The organism is Alloalcanivorax venustensis ISO4 (genome assembly GCF_015356855.1).
Taxonomy (GTDB): domain Bacteria; phylum Pseudomonadota; class Gammaproteobacteria; order Pseudomonadales; family Alcanivoracaceae; genus Alloalcanivorax; species Alloalcanivorax venustensis.
Genome location: NZ_ARXR01000018.1, coordinates 43,032 through 60,328, shown reverse-complemented (window position 1 = coordinate 60,328; position 17,297 = coordinate 43,032). Strand labels below are relative to the sequence as shown.

Here is a 17,297-nt window from a genome sequence, read left to right as displayed (position 1 = left end):
CACCGACAGCCGCACCGGAGCCTCCGGGCCGCGGCCGGCCGACGGCTCGGCGGCGAGCACAGGGGCGCCCAGGGCGGCGGCACCGGCCGCCACGCCAAGCAGCAGTAAAGCGATCCCCCAGGCGCGACGCATCCTAGCCGCCACGCCTCCAGGCGCCTTTGGTGTTGCTGTTATCGTGCCTCATGGGCTGCGACCCCCGCTTCTGATCCCTAGAAAGTGACCGTGGCGCCGATCCAATAGCGCTGGTCGTCCTGGTACTGGTTTTCGACAAAAACCACCGGTTCTTTATTGAGCGGGTGTTGGACCACGAAATTCCATTCCACTTCTGTCTGATGCAGACGGTGCCGGAAACCGAGCTGCGCATCCAGCCGCTCGAAAGGGTAGTCGTTGTAATCGCGGGCCAGGTAATAGGCGGTGGACCAGGACCAACCGCCGCCCAGGCGCCAGTGCCACAGGGCGCTGGCGCTGTCGCGGGCGGCGAAGCGCTGCTCGGTGGCTATGTTGGCTTCGGTGTGCACATGGGCGCCGGTGAGCCGTAGGAGATGACGGGCATTGGGCCGCCAGCTCAGCTGCGCCTCGGTGCCGCGGTGCTCCACCTCACCGTCGTTGGCCGTATCGAACTCGAACGGGTTGAGGGCGCCGCTGACCAGGTCCCAGAGCTCTTCGCGGAAGTAACGGATGTCCAGCTCGAAGCCGCCCAGGGCACCGGCGAAGAAGCGCCCGTAGTAGCCCAGCTCGCGGGAGCGGATGCGCTCCGGCTTGAGCATGCCGGGGCTCTGCTGGGTGACGAAGAAGTAGGCCGGGTTCCAGCCCAGCAGCGCCTGCTGGTTGCCGGCGAAGGGCGCGTTCAGGTCGGTGATCGGCAGATTGATGCGCGCCTGGTCTTCGTAGATGTCCGGGGTGCGCAGCGCGCGGGCGTAGGAGGCGCGCAGGGTGTGGCCGCGCACCACCTGCCAGTTGATGCCGGCGCGCGGGCTGAAGTGTTCGCCGTTGATGTCGTCGTGTTCCCAGAAGCCGCCCAAGCTGATGGTCACCGGCGCCACCGGCTTCACCGCCAGGTTGGCGAACAGGCGCCGGCTGACGTTCTCACCGGTGCCGGACAGGAACGCCTGGGATTCGCCCCGGTCGTGGCGCAGGTTGGCGCCGGCCACCAGCCGCGCCCAGTCGGTGACCTGCAGGGTGTCCTGGATTTCCAGGTCGTAGCGGGTTTCCTGGGTGTCCAGCCAGGCGCGCCCGCAGAACGCCTGGGCGCCGCTGGCCTGCAGGGTGGCGTAGCGGTTCTGGATGCCCGGGTCGGCGCCGGCGGCGGCCAGGGTCTGGCCGATGTCGCTGTTGTTGGCCAGGTACAGGTCGCGCAACTCCTGGGAGAAAAACAGCCCGCCGCCGGGCCCCTGGGCGCCGGTGAGCGGGTCGCGGAAGCACAGGTCCAGGTTGTTGTCTTCGTTGGTGTACTGGCCGTAGGCGCTCACCTTGAGCTGGTGGCGCGGGGAAAACTGGCGCTGCCAGTCGAGGCCGAAGAAGGCGCGCTCGCCCACCTGGTGGGTGTCGTCGTAGTAGTCGGCCAGTTCCTGAAGGCCGGATTCCGGCGGCCGGTCCAGCCGCGAGCGGCTGCCGCCGGCGTGCACGGTGAGGGTGTCGCGCGGCGACAGCTCGAACACGGTGCGGCTGTTGAGCTTGTCGACGCGCTTGGCGTCGCCGTTTTCCAGCGGTGTGATGCCGGCGTCGTAGCCGTCGTCGCGCTGGCTGCTGACGCTGACGCGGAAGGCGCCGTTTTCGAACTGGTGGCTGGCGCCCAGGCGCGCGTCGCGGATGCCGTTGTTGCCGGCACGCACGCTGACCCGCTGGCCGACACTGTCGCGGGGGTCGCGGGTGATGATGTTGATCACCCCGGTGAAAGCGTTGGCGCCGTAGGCGGCGGAGGCCGGGCCACGGGTGACTTCGATGCGTTCCACGTCTTCCAGGCTGACCGCCAGATCGTTCCAGCTGACCCGGGCGAAGCCGGGCTGGTAAACGCTGCGCCCGTCGATCAGCACCAGCATGCGGCGGGTGTCGCGGGCCTGGGTGCCGTGGTAGGAAACGGTGGGCACGTTGCCGTCGGCCTTGGCCACCGCCATGCCCGGCACCAGACGCAACACCTCGTGCAGCTCCCGGGCGCCGCTGATGCGGATCAGTTCGCGGTCGATGATAGTAACGCTGGCGGGCACTTCGGAAATGGGCTGGTCCAGGCGCGCCGGGGTGAGTACCCTCGGCACCTCGCTATCGGAGTCGAATGGCGCGTCCGCCCGGGCGGACAGCGCCAGCCATGGCAGAAACGCCAGTAGTAAGGTCTTGTGCCCCCGCACTTCCATCCCCCAAATGATGTCGTTCTTGTGGGAGCGGGCCATGCCCGCGAAAGGGCGACCCTGGTCGCCCGGCGGGATCCCAGAGACCTGATTTAATCTCCCTGAATCAGGTCTCTGGAATCCTGCCGGCAAGCTTTGCTTGCCTTTCGCGGGCTGGGCCCGCTCCTACAAACCCCGCGACCCCGCGGTTTATTTCTTAACGTGCTTCATCATGCGGCGTTTGCGTTTGATTTGCCGTTCGGTGAGCTGGGTCTTGCGGCCCTCGTAGGGGTTGTCCCCGGACTTCAGCTCAAGACGAATCGGCGAGCCTTCAATTTTTAGCAGCTCCCGGAATTTGTTTTCCAGGTAGCGCTGGTAGCTGTTCGGTAACGACTCGGTACGGTTGCCGTGGATCACCACCGTGGGCGGGTTGGAGCCGCCCAGATGCGCGTAGCGCAGCTTGGCCCGGAAGCGCCCGGCGCGCGGCGGCGGGTGCGAGTGGGTGATGTCCTGCAGCATGCGGGTGAGCGCGTTGCTGCCCAGCTTGATGAAGGCGGAATCCCAGGCGCGCTCGATAAAGCCGAACAGGTCGCCGACGCCGGTGCCGTGCAGCGCGGAAATAAAGTGCACCTTCACCCAGGGGGCGAAATGCAAACGCCGTTCCAGCTCGCGCTTGACCCACTGGCGGTGGTCGGCCTCCAGGCCGTCCCATTTGTTCACCGCGATCACCAGGGCGCGGCCGGTTTCCAGCACATAGCCGAGCAGATGCAGGTCCTGGTCGGTGATGCCGTCGCGGGCGTCGATCACCACCATCACCACCTGGGCGGCGTCGACCGCCTGCAGCGCCTTGATCACGGAGAATTTTTCGATGGTCTCGTGGACCTTGCCGCGGCGGCGGATGCCGGCGGTGTCGATCAGCACGTAGTTGCGCTCGCCGTCGCCGTTGCGGTCCTGGCGCACGAACGGCACCTCGATGGTGTCGCGGGTGGTGCCGGCCTGGTCGAACACCACCACCCGCTCCTCGCCGAGGATGCGGTTGATCAGGGTGGATTTGCCCACATTGGGGCGCCCCAGCACCGCCACGCGCACGGTGTCCGGGTCGGCGGGCTCGCCGTCGTCCTCGTCCGCTTCGGGAAATGCCTTGAGCACCTCGGTGATCATACCGCGCACGCCGCGCCCGTGGGCGGCGGCGATCGGGAACAGCTCGGTGAGGCCCAGGCCGTAGAAGTCCGCCAGGGCGGTGTCCGGGTCCAGGCCGTCGGTTTTGTTGACCGCCAGGTAGACCGGCTTGGGCAGCTTGCGCAGCTCCGAGGCCACCTGCTCGTCGGCGGCGGTGAGGCCGGCGCGGCCGTCCACCAGGAACAGCACCACGTCCGCTTCGCCCACCGCCTGCAGGGCCTGGTCGGTCATCGGCCGGTCGATGCCCTCTTCGCTTTCGCCGATGCCGCCGGTGTCGACCACCGTGTAGGGGCGGTCGCCCAGGCGGCCGTCGCCGTACTGGCGGTCCCGGGTGAGGCCGGGGAAGTCCGCCACGATGGCGTCACGGGTGCGGGTAAGGCGGTTGAACAGCGTGGATTTGCCCACATTGGGGCGGCCCACCAGGGCGATCACGGGTTTCATTGGGGCTCGGTCGGGGTGGCTAAGACGATTCAGGGGGGAGGATACAGGCGTGTGGGGCTACACGCTACAAGCTGCAAGCAGGCCGTGCTGGAGGATGGGCCGTGCCGCTGGCCGGCGGTGGGGAGCGATACAGGATTCAGGATGCAGGATACAGGGGATGTCGTGGTGCCAAACTTTTTTGCACCACGCCCTGAATCGTCGGCGGAAGGCCGGGACTTCACTACGGAGTGAGGCGCCACTCGATAGCACCGCGCTCGCCCCTGAATCCTGAATCGTCTTTTGATTCCCGACGGGCACGGCTTTTCCTCCAGCACGGCCTGCTTGAAGCTTGCAGCGTGAAGCTTGCAGCTACTCTTCTGCTTCAATCCTGTAGGCGGCGAGCTTGCCGTCGGCGCTGAGCGCGTAGAGCACGTCGTCGACCACCACCGGCGTGGATGAGAAGCCGTCGCGGTCGTGGCGGTAGCGGGCCACCAGCTCGCCGGTGTCGGCGTCCATCCAGTGCAGGTAGCCTTCGAAGTCGCCGACCACCACCAGGCCGTCCTGGACGGCGGTGCCGGTGAGGCGGCGGCCGTAGAGCTTGTCCTGCTGCCACAGGAAGCTGCCGCTGCGCTGCTCGGCGGCGCGCACCAGGCCTTCGTCGTCGGCCACGAACAGGGTGCCCAGGTAGGAGCTGATGGTCTGGTGGCTGGACAGGTCCTTGCTCCAGTAGGGGCGGCCGTTTTCCCAGTCGAGCACCGACAGCTGGCCCTGGAAGGTGGCGGTGAAGACGCCGCCGTTTTCCACCAGCATGTTGGCGTTCACGTCCACCAGGCGGTCCAGTTCGGAGCGGCCGGAGGGTTCCGCCACGCGGCGCTCCCACAGGGGCGCGCCGGTATCCGCTTCGATGGCGGCCACCTTGCCACTGGCGAAGCCGGCGTAGACCCGGTCGTTGACGATCACCGGCTGGGCGCCGCCGAGCAGGGTCAGGTTGGGCACCGTGGTTTCGTAGTCCCAGATTTGCTCGCCAGTGCCGCCGTCCAGGCCCAGCACGTGGCCGTCGATGGTCTGAGCCACCACCAGGCCGCCGTTGCTGGTGGGCGCGGCGAGCACTTCACTGCTCACTTCGGTGCGCCACAGCTGCTCGCCGTCTTCGCTGTCCAGGGCCACCACTTCGCCTTCGCGGGTGCCGTAGAGCACCTGGCCGTAGCCGGCGTAGAGACCGCCGGAGATGCGGTCCTCGGTTTTGCTGCGCCACTGGCGTTTGCCGTTTTCCCGGTCGAAGGCGTAGACGCGGCCGTGGATGTCGGCGGCGAACACCTGCTGGTTGGTCACCGCCGGGGTCAGCGTCATGGCGGTTTCGTCGACGCCGTCACCGGCGCCGGAGCGCCACAGACGGTCCACGTCGTAGCGGGCCTCGAACTCCGGCAGTGGGTTGGGTTCGATGGCGTTGGGGTTGCTGCTGCAACCGGCCAGCGCCACCAGACCGAGCAAAAACGGGGCCGTGAAGGCTTTCAACATAGGGTTCACTATAGGGACTTCATGTCGTCGAGTTTCATTTGCACGCGGTCCTTGGCGGCGCCGTTATCCAGTGCCTCCAGCGCGCCGGTGTAGGCGTCGCGGGCCGCGTCCCATTTTTCCCGGGCGCCGGCGATGTCCCCTTTCAACTCCAGCGCCTGGGCTTCCCAGGCTTCCGGGAAGGTGCGCGAAATCTGCTGTTCCGCGGCGTCCAGATCCCCCTGTTCGATCTGCACCCGCGCCAGGCGTACCCGGGCGGTGTATTCCAGCTCCTTGCTGGCGGCGTCTTCGGCCACCGCTTTGAGCTGCTCGGCGGCGCCGTTGAGGTTGCCCTCGTCGGCGGCCAGCTTGGCCAGGGCCAGGCGGGCGTAATCCGCGTAGGCGGTGGACTCGAAGTCTTCCAGCAGGGTGTCGGCGGCGCTGCGCACCTGGTCGGCATCACCGCCCTGGCCCAGGCCGGCGACCAGGGATTCGTACACCTTGGACGCTTCCGCCGCCTGGCCGCTGCTGTGCTCCTGCCACTGGCGCCAGCCGATCATGGAACCGATCGCCAGCACGATCACCACAATCGTGGCGGTGCCGTTCTTCTGCCACCATTCCTTGAGGCGTTCCGCCTGTTCTTCTTCGTCCCGGATGTAATCTGCCACCCCAATGTCTCCTTATTCGCTTTTTGGCGCGAGGCGCGCGGCCAGCCATTGGGCGACCTCGTCCTCGGACAGTTGCTGTTGTTCGCTTTGATCACGCAGCGGTTTCACCGCCACCTGTTTGGCGGCCACTTCGTCTTCCCCCAGGATCAGGGCGAAGCGGGCGCCGCTGCGGTCGGCTTTCTTCATTTGGCTTTTGAAGCCACCGCCGCCGCAATGACACTGAATGCCGACACCGGGCAGGGCGTCGCGCAGTTTTTCGGCCAGCACCAGCGCCTGGGTCTGCACGTCGCCCATGGCGGTAATATAGATCGCCACCGGCGCCGGCAGTTCCGGACGCGTTTGCTCAAGCAATAAAACCAGCCGTTCCAGGCCCATGCCGAAGCCCACTGCCGGGGTCGGTTTGCCGCCGAGCTGCTGCACCAGGCCGTCGTAGCGGCCGCCGGCGCAGACGGTGCCCTGGGCGCCGAGCGCGGTGGTGGTCCACTCAAACACGGTTCGCCCGTAGTAATCCAGCCCGCGCACCAGGTTGGGGTTGATCACGTAGGGCACGCCGGCGGCGTCCAGCAACGCGCGCAGCCCGTCGAAGTGGGCGCGGGCCTGGTCGCCCAGATGGTCGGCCAGGCGCGGCGCGGTTTCCAGCACCTCACGAGTGCCCGGGTCCTTGCTGTCGAGCACGCGCAGCGGGTTACGTTCCAGGCGGTTTTGCGAATCCTCGTCGAGCCGGTCGCGGTGCTCGCGCAGAAAGGCCACCAGGGCCTCGCGGTAGCGGGCGCGGTCGTCGTTGTCGCCGAGGGTGTTCAGCTCCAGGGTGACTTGGTCGCTCAGGCCCAGCTCTTTCCACAACCGGGCGGTGAGCAGGATTACTTCCGCGTCGATGTCCGGGGTGGCGATGCCGAAGGTTTCCACGCCGATCTGGTGGAACTGACGGCTGCGACCGGCCTGGGGCCGCTCGTAGCGGAACATGGGGCCGGTGTACCAGAGCCGCTGGGTCTGGTTGTAGAGCAGCCCGTGCTGTTCGGCGGCGCGCACGCAGCCGGCGGTGCCTTCCGGGCGCAGCGTCAGGCTGTCGTCATTACGGTCGGCGAAGGTGTACATCTCTTTTTCGACGATGTCGGTGACCTCGCCGATGCCGCGCGCGAACAGCTCGGTGCGCTCGACGATGGGCAGGCGAATCTCCTGGTAGCCGTAGGCCGCCAGCACCGCCCGGGCACGCTTTTCCAACCACTGCCACAGAGGGGTCTGCTCGGGCAGAACGTCGTTCATGCCACGGATCGACGTGATCTTGTTGCTCACCGGTTCTCCTTATTTAACGTCTTGCGGGGCGTTATTCGCTTCGCAGGATCACGCCTTTCTCTTCGTCCTCGCGCTGGCGGGCCACCTTGGCGCGCACCATGCGCTCCAGCTCGTCGACCAGGTTCTCGGACTTGATGTGGTGGCTCTTCTGGCCGTCCGCGTAGGACAGGTTATTGGGCGTGCCGCCGGTGAGGCCGACATCGACTTCGCGGGCTTCGCCGGGGCCGTTGACCAGGCAGCCGATCACCGCCAGGTCCACGGATTCGTTGATGTCCTCGAGGCGCGCTTCCAGCTCGTTGACGGTCTTGATGACGTCGAAGTTCTGCCGTGAACAGCTCGGGCAGGCGATGATGTTCACGCCCTTCTTGCGCAGGTTCAGGCTTTTCAGAATGTCGAAGCCGACGCGGATCTCTTCCACCGGATCGGCGGCCAGGGACACGCGGATGGTGTCGCCGATGCCTTCCATCAGCAGCCCGCCCAGGGCCACCGAGGATTTCACCGTGCCGGAGCGGAAGGTGCCGGCCTCGGTGACGCCCAGGTGCAGGGGCTGCTCGATCTGGCTGGCCAGCTTGCGGTAGGCCTGCAGGGTCATGAAGACGTTGGACGCCTTGACGCTGACCTTGAAGTCCTGGAAGTCGTAGCGGTCGAGGATCTCGGCGTGGCGCAGGGCGGATTCCACCAGCGCGTCGCTGGTGGGTTCGCCGTACTTGCGCTGCAGTTCTTTTTCCAGCGAGCCGGCGTTGACGCCGATGCGGATCGGCACGCCGTGGTCGCGGGCGGATTCGATCACCGCGCGCACCCGGTCCTCTCGGCCGATGTTGCCCGGGTTGATGCGCAGGCAGTCGGCGCCTTCGTCGGCCACTTTCAGGGCGATCTTGTAGTCGTAGTGGATGTCCGCCACCAGCGGCAGGCTCACCTGCTTGCGGATTTTGCCGAAGGCCTCGGCGGCATCCATGGTGGGCACCGAAACGCGCACGATGTCCGCGCCCACACCTTCCAGAGCCCGAATCTGGGCGACGGTGGCGTCCACATCGCAGGTGTCGGTGTTGGTCATGCTCTGCACGGAGATCGGCGCATCGCCGCCCACCGGCACGGAGCCGACGTGAATCTGACGGGATTTACGGCGCTTGATGGTGACTTCCGGTTCCATGCTAACTCCTGAAACGACTAGGGCAGCGTGACGCGGACCACGTCACCGGAGCGTTGGCTGGGCAGGCTGATCGCGGAACCGTTGATGCGTACCGCGCTCACTGCCGCCGCGTCGCCCAGGGTAACGCGGAACGGCGCCTCGCCGTCCAGATTGACGCTGCCGCCGGCGTTCTGTTGGCCCTGGGTGAGCGTGGCGCCGGTGGCGTCCACCACTTTGATCCAGCAAACGCGGGAAAATTCCAGGGCCAGGCTGTCGATGCCGTCTTCGCCGGGGGCGGCGGCCAGCTCGGTCTGCGAGGCCTGGCTTTGCGGTGTTTGTTCCGCCAGCTCCGGGCGGGACGCGGGTTCACCGCCGGAGGAGCCGTCGTTGGACTGTTCGGAGGGCGGCTCGCCGCCCTGGTCGCTGTCGCCGTCGCTTTCCGGCAGCGGCTGCAGGCTGTCGTCCACCGGGTCGGTGGGTTCGATGGTTTCCGGCATGGCCGGCTCCGGCGCCTGCGGCGGCGCCGGGCTGTCGAAGGTTTCCTCGCCGCCACGGCCGCCGTCGTCCACGGACGGTTCCGGCGCGCTCATGTCGTCGCGGGGCCACAGCCACCAGCCCACGGCCACCAGCAGCACCACCACCAGCACCGCCAGGGCCGGCAGGCGCCATTCGCGGTTGCTGGGCGCTTCGTCCAGGGCGGCCTGCTCGCGCTCGCGCTCATCCTGGCGCATTTCGTCCACGCGCTGCTGGAATTGCCGGGCCAGCTCTTCCGCCGGCAGACCCAGAAACCGGGCGTAGTTACGCAGATAGCCCTTGATGAAGGGGGCTTCGGGCAGGCGCTCGTAATCGTCTTGTTCCAGGGCCCGCATATAGGAAGTGGACAGCCGCAGATGCTTGCAGGCTTCCTCCTGGCTGAGACCCTTCTCTTCCCGGGCCCGGCGCAGTCTCTCGCCGGGTAATACGGTCTCGTTGGCGCTCATTGACGTCCCTCCTGCGCGCTCCGCCATTCCTGCCAGAGCTTGTGCTCCCGGGTACCGGGATAGAGATTCTGCAGGGCCAGCTCATAGCTGGACTGCTGATCCTGTAAGCCGAGGGCGGCGGCCAGTTGAATGCCGGTCCACAGCCCTTCGGCGCTCTGCCGGCCGATGCGGCGCTCGTACTGTTTGTAGTAATCCCAGCCCATCTGATGACGGCCTTCCTCATGATAGAGCTTGGCCAGTTGCAGGGTGGCGTGGGTGGAGCGGCCGTTGAGGCGCAGGGCACGGATGAACGCGTCCTTGGCGTCGCCGGGCCGGTCCAGCGCCGCGTAGCTTTGCCCCATGTTGCTGAAGGCGCTGGCGCGGCCTTCATAGTTGGGGTCGTTGGCGGCGCGCTTGAATTTCTCCAGGGCCTCTTCGTAGCGCCGCTGGGTGTACAGCAAGGTGCCGTAATTGTTCAGTGCCGGGGCGTAGTTGCGGTCGGCGGACAGCGCCTTGCGGTAGTGGTATTCCTCTTTCTCCGCGTCGCGCTCGTAGTTGTACAGCAGCGCCATGGCGTTGTGGGCGGCGGCGCTGTCGTCGTCGATGGAGAGCGCGCGGGAGAAATGGCGGCGGGCTTCGGACGGGTCGCCCATCTGCAGATACTGCAAACCGGCGGCGACCCGGGTGCGCACCGCTTCCTTGGGGTCGGCGGCGGGCCCGCCGCCGGTGGTCGTGGTGGTGCAGCCGGCCACCGCCACGGTGGCCACCAGAATCAGAACGAGCTGTCGAAGCATTGGGTTCATTGCACGGATGCTGTTTTGCTGTCGGGCTGTTCCGAGCGATGGAAAATGGATTCCTTCCATCGTTCGCTGCGACGGGTACGGTCTTTCACTTCGCCCACCAACTGGCCGCAGGCGGCGTCGATATCGTCGCCGCGGGTGGTGCGCACGGTGGTCATGACGCCATTGTCATTCAGGAATTTGTGGAATGCCAGAATGTCGCTTTTGCGCGAGCGTTCATAGCCCGCGTGGGGAAACGGGTTGAAGGGAATCAGGTTCACCTTCACCGGAATGCCGCGCAGCAGCTTGACCAGCTGGCGGGCGTGCTCCGGTTTGTCGTTCACATCGCGCAGCATCACGTATTCCATGGTGATGGTGTTGTGGCGATGAGTGATGTTGTCGCTGTAACGCTTGCACGCCGCCATCAGCTCCTTGAGCGGATATTTGCGGTTGAGCGGCACCAGTTCGTCGCGCAGCTCGTCGTTGGGGGCGTGCAGACTCACCGCCAGGGACACGTCCAGGTCGGCGCTGAGCTGATCAATCTTGGGAATCACCCCGGAGGTGGACAGCGTGATGCGGCGCTTGCTGATGCCGTAGCCCAGGTCGTCACGCATCAGGCGCATGGCGGCCAGCACCGGCTTATAGTTCAGCAGCGGCTCGCCCATGCCCATCATCACCACATTGGTGATCGGGTGCTCGCCCAGGTTCTTGCGCGGGCCGAACGAACGGCTCGCCTGCCACACCTGGCCGATGATTTCCGAGCTGGTGAGGTCGCGCTGGAAGCCTTGCTTGCCGGTGGAGCAGAAACTGCAGTCCACGGCACAACCCACCTGGGAAGAGACACACAGGGTGCCGCGGCGACCGTCGGGAATAAAGACGGTCTCCACGGCGCCGCCGTTGTCGGCCTCGAACACCCATTTACGGGTGCCGTCCCGGGAGATGCCCTCGTGGAGCACCTCCGGGCCGCGAATTTCCGCCACACGGACGAGTTTTTCACGCAGGGCCTTGCCCACGTCGGTCATCTGCTCGAACGAATCCACCTGGTGGTGGTGGATCCACTTCATCACCTGCTGGGCGCGGAATTTCTTCTCGCCCATGTCCAGGAAGAAGGCTTCCATCTCGGGATAGGTGAGACCGAGCAGATTTACCTTGTCGGGGGCACTCATTGCTTCGCTCCTTGCAGCCCTTAGCGGGTGCGCGGGCAGACTTCCTCGTCGGCGAAGAAGTAGTCCACTTCACGGGCGGCGGATTCGGTGGAATCAGAACCATGGACAGCGTTTTCGTCGATGGTTTCCGCGAAATCGGCACGGATGGTGCCGGCTTCGGCGTCTTTCGGGTTGGTGGCACCCATCAGATCACGGTTTTTCTTGACCGCGTCTTCGCCTTCCAGCACCTGTACTACCACGGGGCCGCTGGTCATGAAACCGACCAGGTCGCCGAAGAAGGGACGCTCTTTGTGCTCGGCGTAAAAGCCTTCGGCCTGCTCTTTGCTCAGGTGCAGCATCTTCATGGCCACCACGTTCAGGCCGGCCTTTTCGAAACGGCCAACGATCTCGCCGATCGCGTTCTTGCCCACGGCATCAGGCTTGATAATAGAGAGGGTACGCTCAACAGCCATCTGTCTGATCACTCCAGTTGGGGGTTCCTGAAACCGGCGGATTATACGCACGAAGGGCGAAATATGATACCGTTGCCGGCCCTATCGGGGCCATGGGCCGCGCTTTCACACCCCGGATTCCCCCTCGCCGTCATATACCGTATAATACCTGAGTAATTTACTCTGGTATTCCGCTAATTATGAGCACGCAAGCCGAACTCGACAAAGTGATCAGCTCCGAGTACGAGGCGGGTTTCACCACCCTGGTGGAGTCCGACACCTTGCCTCCGGGCCTGAACGAGGACGTGATCCGCGTCATTTCCGCCAAGAAAGGCGAACCGGAATGGCTGCTGGAGTGGCGTCTGGACGCCTACCGCAACTGGCTGGAGATGGCCGAGCCCAACTGGGCCCACGTCACCTACCCGCCGGTGGACCTGAACGCCATCTCCTACTACTCCGCGCCCAAGAGCATGGAGGACCGGCCGCAGAGCCTGGACGAGGTGGACCCGGAACTGCTGGACACCTACAAGAAGCTGGGTATCCCGCTGCACGAGCAGGAAATGCTCGCCGGGGTGGCCGTGGACGCGGTGTTCGACTCGGTCTCCGTGGGCACCACCTTCAAGGCCAAGCTGGCGGAGGCGGGCGTGATCTTCTGCTCGATCTCCGAGGCGGTGCACGAGCACCCGGAACTGGTCAAGAAGTACCTGGGCTCCGTGGTGCCCAAGGGCGACAACTTCTTCGCCGGCCTCAACTCGGCGGTATTCACCGACGGTTCCTTTGTTTACATCCCCAAGGGCGTACGCTGCCCCATGGAGCTGTCCACCTACTTCCGCATCAACGAGGCCAACACCGGCCAGTTCGAGCGCACCCTGATCGTCGCCGACGAGGGCAGCTACGTGAGCTACCTGGAAGGCTGCACCGCGCCGCAGCGCGATGAGAACCAGCTGCACGCGGCGGTGGTGGAGCTGGTGGCCCTGCCCGGCGCCGAGATCAAGTACTCCACGGTGCAGAACTGGTACCCCGGCGACAAGGACGGCAAGGGCGGCATCTACAACTTCGTGACCAAGCGCGGCGTCGCCCACGACAACGCCAAGATCAGCTGGACCCAGGTGGAAACCGGCTCGGCGATCACCTGGAAGTACCCGTCCGTGGTGCTGCGCGGCGACAACTCCGTGGGCGAGTTCTACTCGGTGGCGCTGACCCGCCACGCCCAGCAGGCGGACACCGGCACCAAGATGATCCACCTGGGCAAGAACACCCGCAGCACCATCGTCTCCAAGGGCATCTCGGCGGGCAAAAGCTCCAACGCCTACCGGGGCCTGGTGCGCATGGGCCCGCGCGCGGAAAACGCCCGCAACTTCACCCAGTGCGACTCGCTGCTGCTGGGCGACACCTGCGGCGCGCACACCTTTCCGTACATCGAGTCCAAGCACCCCAGCGCCACTATCGAGCACGAGGCCACCACCTCCAAGGTGAGTGACGACCAGCTGTTCCTGTGCCGGCAGCGCGGCATCGACCCGGAGAAGGCGATCTCCATGATCGTGAACGGCTTCTGCAAGGAAGTGTTCAAGGAACTGCCCATGGAGTTCGCGGTGGAAGCCGGGAAGTTGCTGGAAGTTAGCCTGGAAGGAGCGGTTGGGTAAATCGCGACCGAAGCACTGCTTCGCAGCGCGATTTACGACCGGCCAGGGAAGGCCGGGCCGGGCGGCCTCAAAGGCACCGGCGTCGCGCCAGGGATGGCGAGGAAAGCGTTTTATCGTGAGCCGCCCATCGGGCGCCACGGATCAAGTCAATCGAAAGGCGTTTTACACATGCTGGAAATTCGTGATCTGCACGCCGCCGTAGCCGGCGAACCCATTCTCAAGGGCCTGAACCTGACCGTGAACGCCGGTGAGGTGCACGCCATCATGGGCCCGAACGGCTCCGGCAAATCGACGCTGGCCAATGTGCTGGCCGGCAAGGACAACTACGAGATCACCGGCGGCGACGCCCTGTTCGAGGGCAAGAGCCTCGCCGATCTGGAGCCGGAGGAGCGCGCCCAGCTGGGGCTGTTCCTGGCGTTCCAGTACCCGGTGGAGATCCCCGGTGTGTCCAACATGGAATTCCTCAAGGCGGCGCTGGAAGCCACCCGCAAGGCCCAGGGCAAGGAAGAGTGGGATTCGGTGACCCTGCTGCGCAAGGCCCGCGAAACCTGCAAGCAGGTGGACCTGGACCCGCAATTCCTGAAGCGCGGCGTCAACGAAGGCTTTTCCGGCGGCGAGAAAAAGCGCAATGAAATCATGCAGATGCTGCTGATGGAGCCAAAGCTGGCGCTGCTCGACGAGACCGACTCCGGCCTGGACATCGACGCCCTGCAAACCGTGGCCCGGGGGGTCAACTCCCTGCGCAGCCCGGAGCGCGGCATCGTGCTGGTGACTCACTACCAGCGCCTGCTGGACTACATCGTGCCGGACTTCGTGCATGTGCTCTCCAACGGCCAGATCATCAAGTCCGGCGGCAAGGAGCTGGCCCACGAGCTGGAAGAACACGGCTACGGCTGGCTCACCGGCGACCGCAACGACGGTAAGGACCAAAGCGCATGAGTGCATTGCTTTCCCCGGAGGACCTCAAACGCCAGGCGCTGGCGAATGTCCAGGACGCCACGGAGAGCAACGCGGAAAACCCGGCGTTGACGGCGTTGCGCGACAGCAGCCTGGCGGCGCTGAAGGCGGCGGTGTTCCCCGGCCGCAAGACCGAGCAGTGGAAATACACCTCGCTGCAGCCGCTGGCCGACGGCCACCTGAACCGGCGCGCCGCGGCCGCCGCCACCCCGGCGGATCTGCCCGAGCTGGGCGACTACCGCCTGGTGCTGGTCAACGGCCGGCTGGATGAAAGCAGCAGCGCCCTGCCCGACGGCGTCACCCTGAAGCGGGAAGCGTCCCGGCTGGAGGGCCTGACCACGCCGTTCGCGCTCTACAACGGCGCGGCGCTGGACGACGCCATTACCCTGGAAGTGGCCGCCAACACCGACGTGGCCGGCACCGTGCAGGTGATCCACTACGCCGACGGCGACCAGCCGGCGCACTGCAACACGCGCCTGGAAGTGGTGCTCGGCACCGGCAGCCGCATGACGCTGATCGAGCAGTACCTGGGCCGGGGCCCGGTGCTCACCAACGCGGTGACCGCCATCGAGACCCGCGACAACGCCCACCTCAGCCACTACCGGCTGCAGAGCGAGGCCCGCGACAGCCTGCACATCGGCACCCTGCTGCTGCGCCAGAGCGGCGTCAGCCGCATCGACAGCTACCAGCTGATGGCCGGCAACCGGCTGCGGCGCAACGACGTGCGCGCCTTTATCGACAAGAGCGGCGCTGAACTGAACATGAACGGCATTTTCGTGGCCCGCGACCGCACCCACATCGACAACCAGCTGTGTGTCGAGCACCGGGTGCCGGACTGCACCTCCAACCAGGTGTACCGGGGCCTCGCCGGCGAGAAAGGCAAGGCGATCCTCAACGGCCGGATTCATATTCACCCCGGTGCCAGCGGCACCCTGGCGGAGCTGAGCAACAAGAACCTGCTGCTCAACCCGGGCGCCGAGATCTACACCAAGCCGGAGCTGGAAATCTACAACGACGACGTGAAGTGCGCCCACGGCGCCACCGTCGGCCAGTTGGACGCCGGCCAGCAGTTCTACCTGCAGGCGCGCGGCGTGCCGCTGGCGGAAGCCAAGCGCATGCTCAGCCTGGGCTTCGTCAACGAGCTGGTGATGGGCCTGCCCGACCAGACCGTGGCCGACTGGGCCCAGCCCTGGCTGGCCGGTGAGCTGGGCCAGAGCCGGGGCGCCGACGAGGAGGCCGCATGAGCCTGGACGTGAACGCCCTGCGCGCGCAGTTCCCGGTGCTGCACCAGGAGGTCAACGGCAAGCCGCTGGTGTACCTGGACAACGCCGCCACCACCCAGAAACCGCAGGTGGTGATCGACGCGGTGAGTGAGTACTACCGCACCGTGAACAGCAACGTGCACCGGGCGGCGCACTATCTCAGCGACCACGCCACGGCCGGCTTTGAGGCGGCCCGCGCGGACCTGGCGGCATTCATCAACGCCGCCCGCGAGGAAGTGATCCTCACCAAGGGCACCACCGAAGGCATCAACCTGGTGGCGCAGTGCCTGGGCCGCGAGCGGCTCCAGGCCGGCGACGAGATTCTGATCACCGCGCTGGAGCACCACGCCAATATCGTGCCCTGGCAGCAGGTGTGCGAGCGCACCGGCGCCACGCTTCAGGTGACGCCGCTGCGCGAGGACGGCAGCGTCGACACCGACGCCTTCCACCAGCTGCTCAGCGAGCGCACCCGCATCGTGGCGCTGTCCCAGGTGTCCAACAGCCTGGGCTCGGTGACGCCAGTCGCGGAACTGGTCAAGGCGGCCCGCGAAGCCGGCGCCTGGACCCTGGTGGACGGCGCCCAGGCGGTGGGCCACTACCCGGTGGACGTGCAGCAGATCGGCTGCGATTTCTACGCGTTTTCCGGCCACAAGATGTTCGGCCCCACCGGCGTGGGCGTATTGTTCGGCCGCCGCGAGCTGCTCGACGCGATGCCGCCCTACCAGACCGGCGGCGAGATGATCGAGACGGTGAGCTTCGAAAAGAGCACCTGGAACCAGCTGCCCTACAAATTCGAGCCGGGCACGCCCAATATCGCCGGCGTGATCGGCCTGGGCGCCGCCACCCGCTGGCTGCAGCAGCAGGACCGCACCGCCCTGGCCACCCACGAGGACGCGCTGCTGGCCTCCGCCAGCGAGCAGGCGCGGGCCTTCGACGGCTTGAAAATCATCGGCGACGCCGCCACCAAGGTGGGTGTACTTTCCTTCTTGCTGGACGGCGCCCACCCGGCCGATGTCGGCACCTTGCTGGACCAGCAGGGCGTGGCGGTGCGTACCGGCCATCATTGCTGCATGCCGCTGATGGACCGGCTCGGCATCCCCGGCACCACGCGGGCGTCGTTCTCGATTTATAATACCCTGGAAGAGGTGGACCAGCTGTTCCAGGCACTGCACAAGGTCCGCTCCTTTTTATAGGGGCGTTATTCAGAACTCTCCGGAGGCGATCACTATGACGGTACAGACATTCGTACCCGGCCAGGTCGAGATCAAGATGACCGAGGCCGCCCGCAAGCAGGCGCAGCGCGAACTCGAGCGCGCGGCGGCCGGCGGCATTCGTCTCGACCTGGATGAATCCGGCTGCTCCGGCTACATGTACGAGCTGGAATTCGTCGACCAGCCGGTGGCCGGCGACAAGCACTTCGACGTGGAAGGCGTGCCGCTGTACGTGCCGGAGAAATGGCTGGCAATGCTCAACGGCCTGGAAATCGACTACGTGAAGGAAGGCGTCAACAGCCTGTTCAAGTTCCGCAACCCCAACGCCACCGGCGAATGCGGCTGCGGCGAGAGCTTCACCGTCGAAGACATGGACGAGGTCTGA

Annotated in this window: 15 protein-coding genes; 5 read left to right on the top strand and 10 right to left on the bottom strand. The window is 66.0% G+C overall.

Annotation, left to right across the window (positions count from 1 at the left end; translation table 11 throughout):
* Positions 1 to 209: 209 nt before the first annotated feature.
* From ISO4_RS11235 to ndk, 10 genes are all read right to left on the bottom strand, one after another.
* On the bottom strand, positions 210 to 2,384 hold the full coding sequence (locus tag ISO4_RS11235) for a TonB-dependent receptor plug domain-containing protein (RefSeq protein ID WP_228548069.1): 2,175 nt from the start codon (positions 2,382 to 2,384) through the stop codon (positions 210 to 212).
* Between the two features lie 147 nt (positions 2,385 to 2,531).
* Positions 2,532 to 3,941, bottom strand: coding sequence for a ribosome biogenesis GTPase Der (der, locus tag ISO4_RS11230; RefSeq protein ID WP_194856275.1), 1,410 nt, complete (start codon positions 3,939 to 3,941; stop codon positions 2,532 to 2,534).
* A gap of 348 nt (positions 3,942 to 4,289) precedes the next feature.
* Positions 4,290 to 5,438: an outer membrane protein assembly factor BamB gene (bamB, locus tag ISO4_RS11225; RefSeq protein ID WP_194856274.1), complete on the bottom strand. Its 1,149-nt coding sequence runs from the start codon at positions 5,436 to 5,438 to the stop codon at positions 4,290 to 4,292.
* An 8-nt stretch (positions 5,439 to 5,446) separates the two neighbouring features.
* Positions 5,447 to 6,082 (bottom strand): YfgM family protein, encoded by a 636-nt coding sequence (locus ISO4_RS11220; RefSeq protein WP_194856273.1) that lies wholly within the window; start codon positions 6,080 to 6,082, stop codon positions 5,447 to 5,449.
* A gap of 12 nt (positions 6,083 to 6,094) precedes the next feature.
* Positions 6,095 to 7,375: a histidine--tRNA ligase gene (gene hisS / locus ISO4_RS11215; RefSeq protein ID WP_194856272.1), complete on the bottom strand. Its 1,281-nt coding sequence runs from the start codon at positions 7,373 to 7,375 to the stop codon at positions 6,095 to 6,097.
* A 31-nt stretch (positions 7,376 to 7,406) separates the two neighbouring features.
* Positions 7,407 to 8,525, bottom strand: coding sequence for a flavodoxin-dependent (E)-4-hydroxy-3-methylbut-2-enyl-diphosphate synthase (ispG, locus tag ISO4_RS11210; protein WP_142948497.1), 1,119 nt, complete (start codon positions 8,523 to 8,525; stop codon positions 7,407 to 7,409).
* A 17-nt stretch (positions 8,526 to 8,542) separates the two neighbouring features.
* Positions 8,543 to 9,484 carry a RodZ domain-containing protein gene (locus ISO4_RS11205; RefSeq protein WP_194856271.1) on the bottom strand — a complete coding sequence of 314 codons (942 nt, stop codon included), beginning with the start codon at positions 9,482 to 9,484 and terminating at the stop codon, positions 8,543 to 8,545.
* Positions 9,481 to 10,257, bottom strand: a complete 777-nt coding sequence (gene pilW, locus ISO4_RS11200) for a type IV pilus biogenesis/stability protein PilW (protein WP_142948495.1) — start codon at positions 10,255 to 10,257, stop codon at positions 9,481 to 9,483. Before pilW ends, ISO4_RS11205 begins: the two co-directional genes overlap by 4 nt.
* 5 nt (positions 10,258 to 10,262) lie before the next feature.
* On the bottom strand, positions 10,263 to 11,408 hold the full coding sequence (gene rlmN, locus ISO4_RS11195) for a 23S rRNA (adenine(2503)-C(2))-methyltransferase RlmN (RefSeq protein ID WP_194856270.1): 1,146 nt from the start codon (positions 11,406 to 11,408) through the stop codon (positions 10,263 to 10,265).
* A 20-nt stretch (positions 11,409 to 11,428) separates the two neighbouring features.
* Positions 11,429 to 11,860, bottom strand: coding sequence for a nucleoside-diphosphate kinase (gene ndk, locus ISO4_RS11190; protein WP_142948493.1), 432 nt, complete (start codon positions 11,858 to 11,860; stop codon positions 11,429 to 11,431).
* A gap of 179 nt (positions 11,861 to 12,039) precedes the next feature.
* Here ndk and sufB point away from each other — a divergent pair, with 179 nt between their 5' ends.
* The 5 genes from sufB to ISO4_RS11165 all read left to right on the top strand — a co-directional run bounded on the left by sufB (position 12,040) and on the right by ISO4_RS11165 (position 17,297).
* On the top strand, positions 12,040 to 13,482 hold the full coding sequence (gene sufB / locus ISO4_RS11185; RefSeq protein ID WP_194856269.1) for a Fe-S cluster assembly protein SufB: 1,443 nt from the start codon (positions 12,040 to 12,042) through the stop codon (positions 13,480 to 13,482).
* 168 nt (positions 13,483 to 13,650) lie between these two features.
* On the top strand, positions 13,651 to 14,421 hold the full coding sequence (gene sufC / locus ISO4_RS11180; protein ID WP_194856268.1) for a Fe-S cluster assembly ATPase SufC: 771 nt from the start codon (positions 13,651 to 13,653) through the stop codon (positions 14,419 to 14,421).
* Positions 14,418 to 15,683 (top strand): Fe-S cluster assembly protein SufD, encoded by a 1,266-nt coding sequence (gene sufD, locus ISO4_RS11175; RefSeq protein ID WP_194856267.1) that lies wholly within the window; start codon positions 14,418 to 14,420, stop codon positions 15,681 to 15,683. Before sufC ends, sufD begins: the two co-directional genes overlap by 4 nt.
* Positions 15,680 to 16,894, top strand: coding sequence for an aminotransferase class V-fold PLP-dependent enzyme (locus ISO4_RS11170; protein ID WP_323745373.1), 1,215 nt, complete (start codon positions 15,680 to 15,682; stop codon positions 16,892 to 16,894). Before sufD ends, ISO4_RS11170 begins: the two co-directional genes overlap by 4 nt.
* Positions 16,895 to 16,928: 34 nt before the next feature.
* On the top strand, positions 16,929 to 17,297 hold the full coding sequence (locus ISO4_RS11165; protein WP_142948488.1) for a HesB/IscA family protein: 369 nt from the start codon (positions 16,929 to 16,931) through the stop codon (positions 17,295 to 17,297).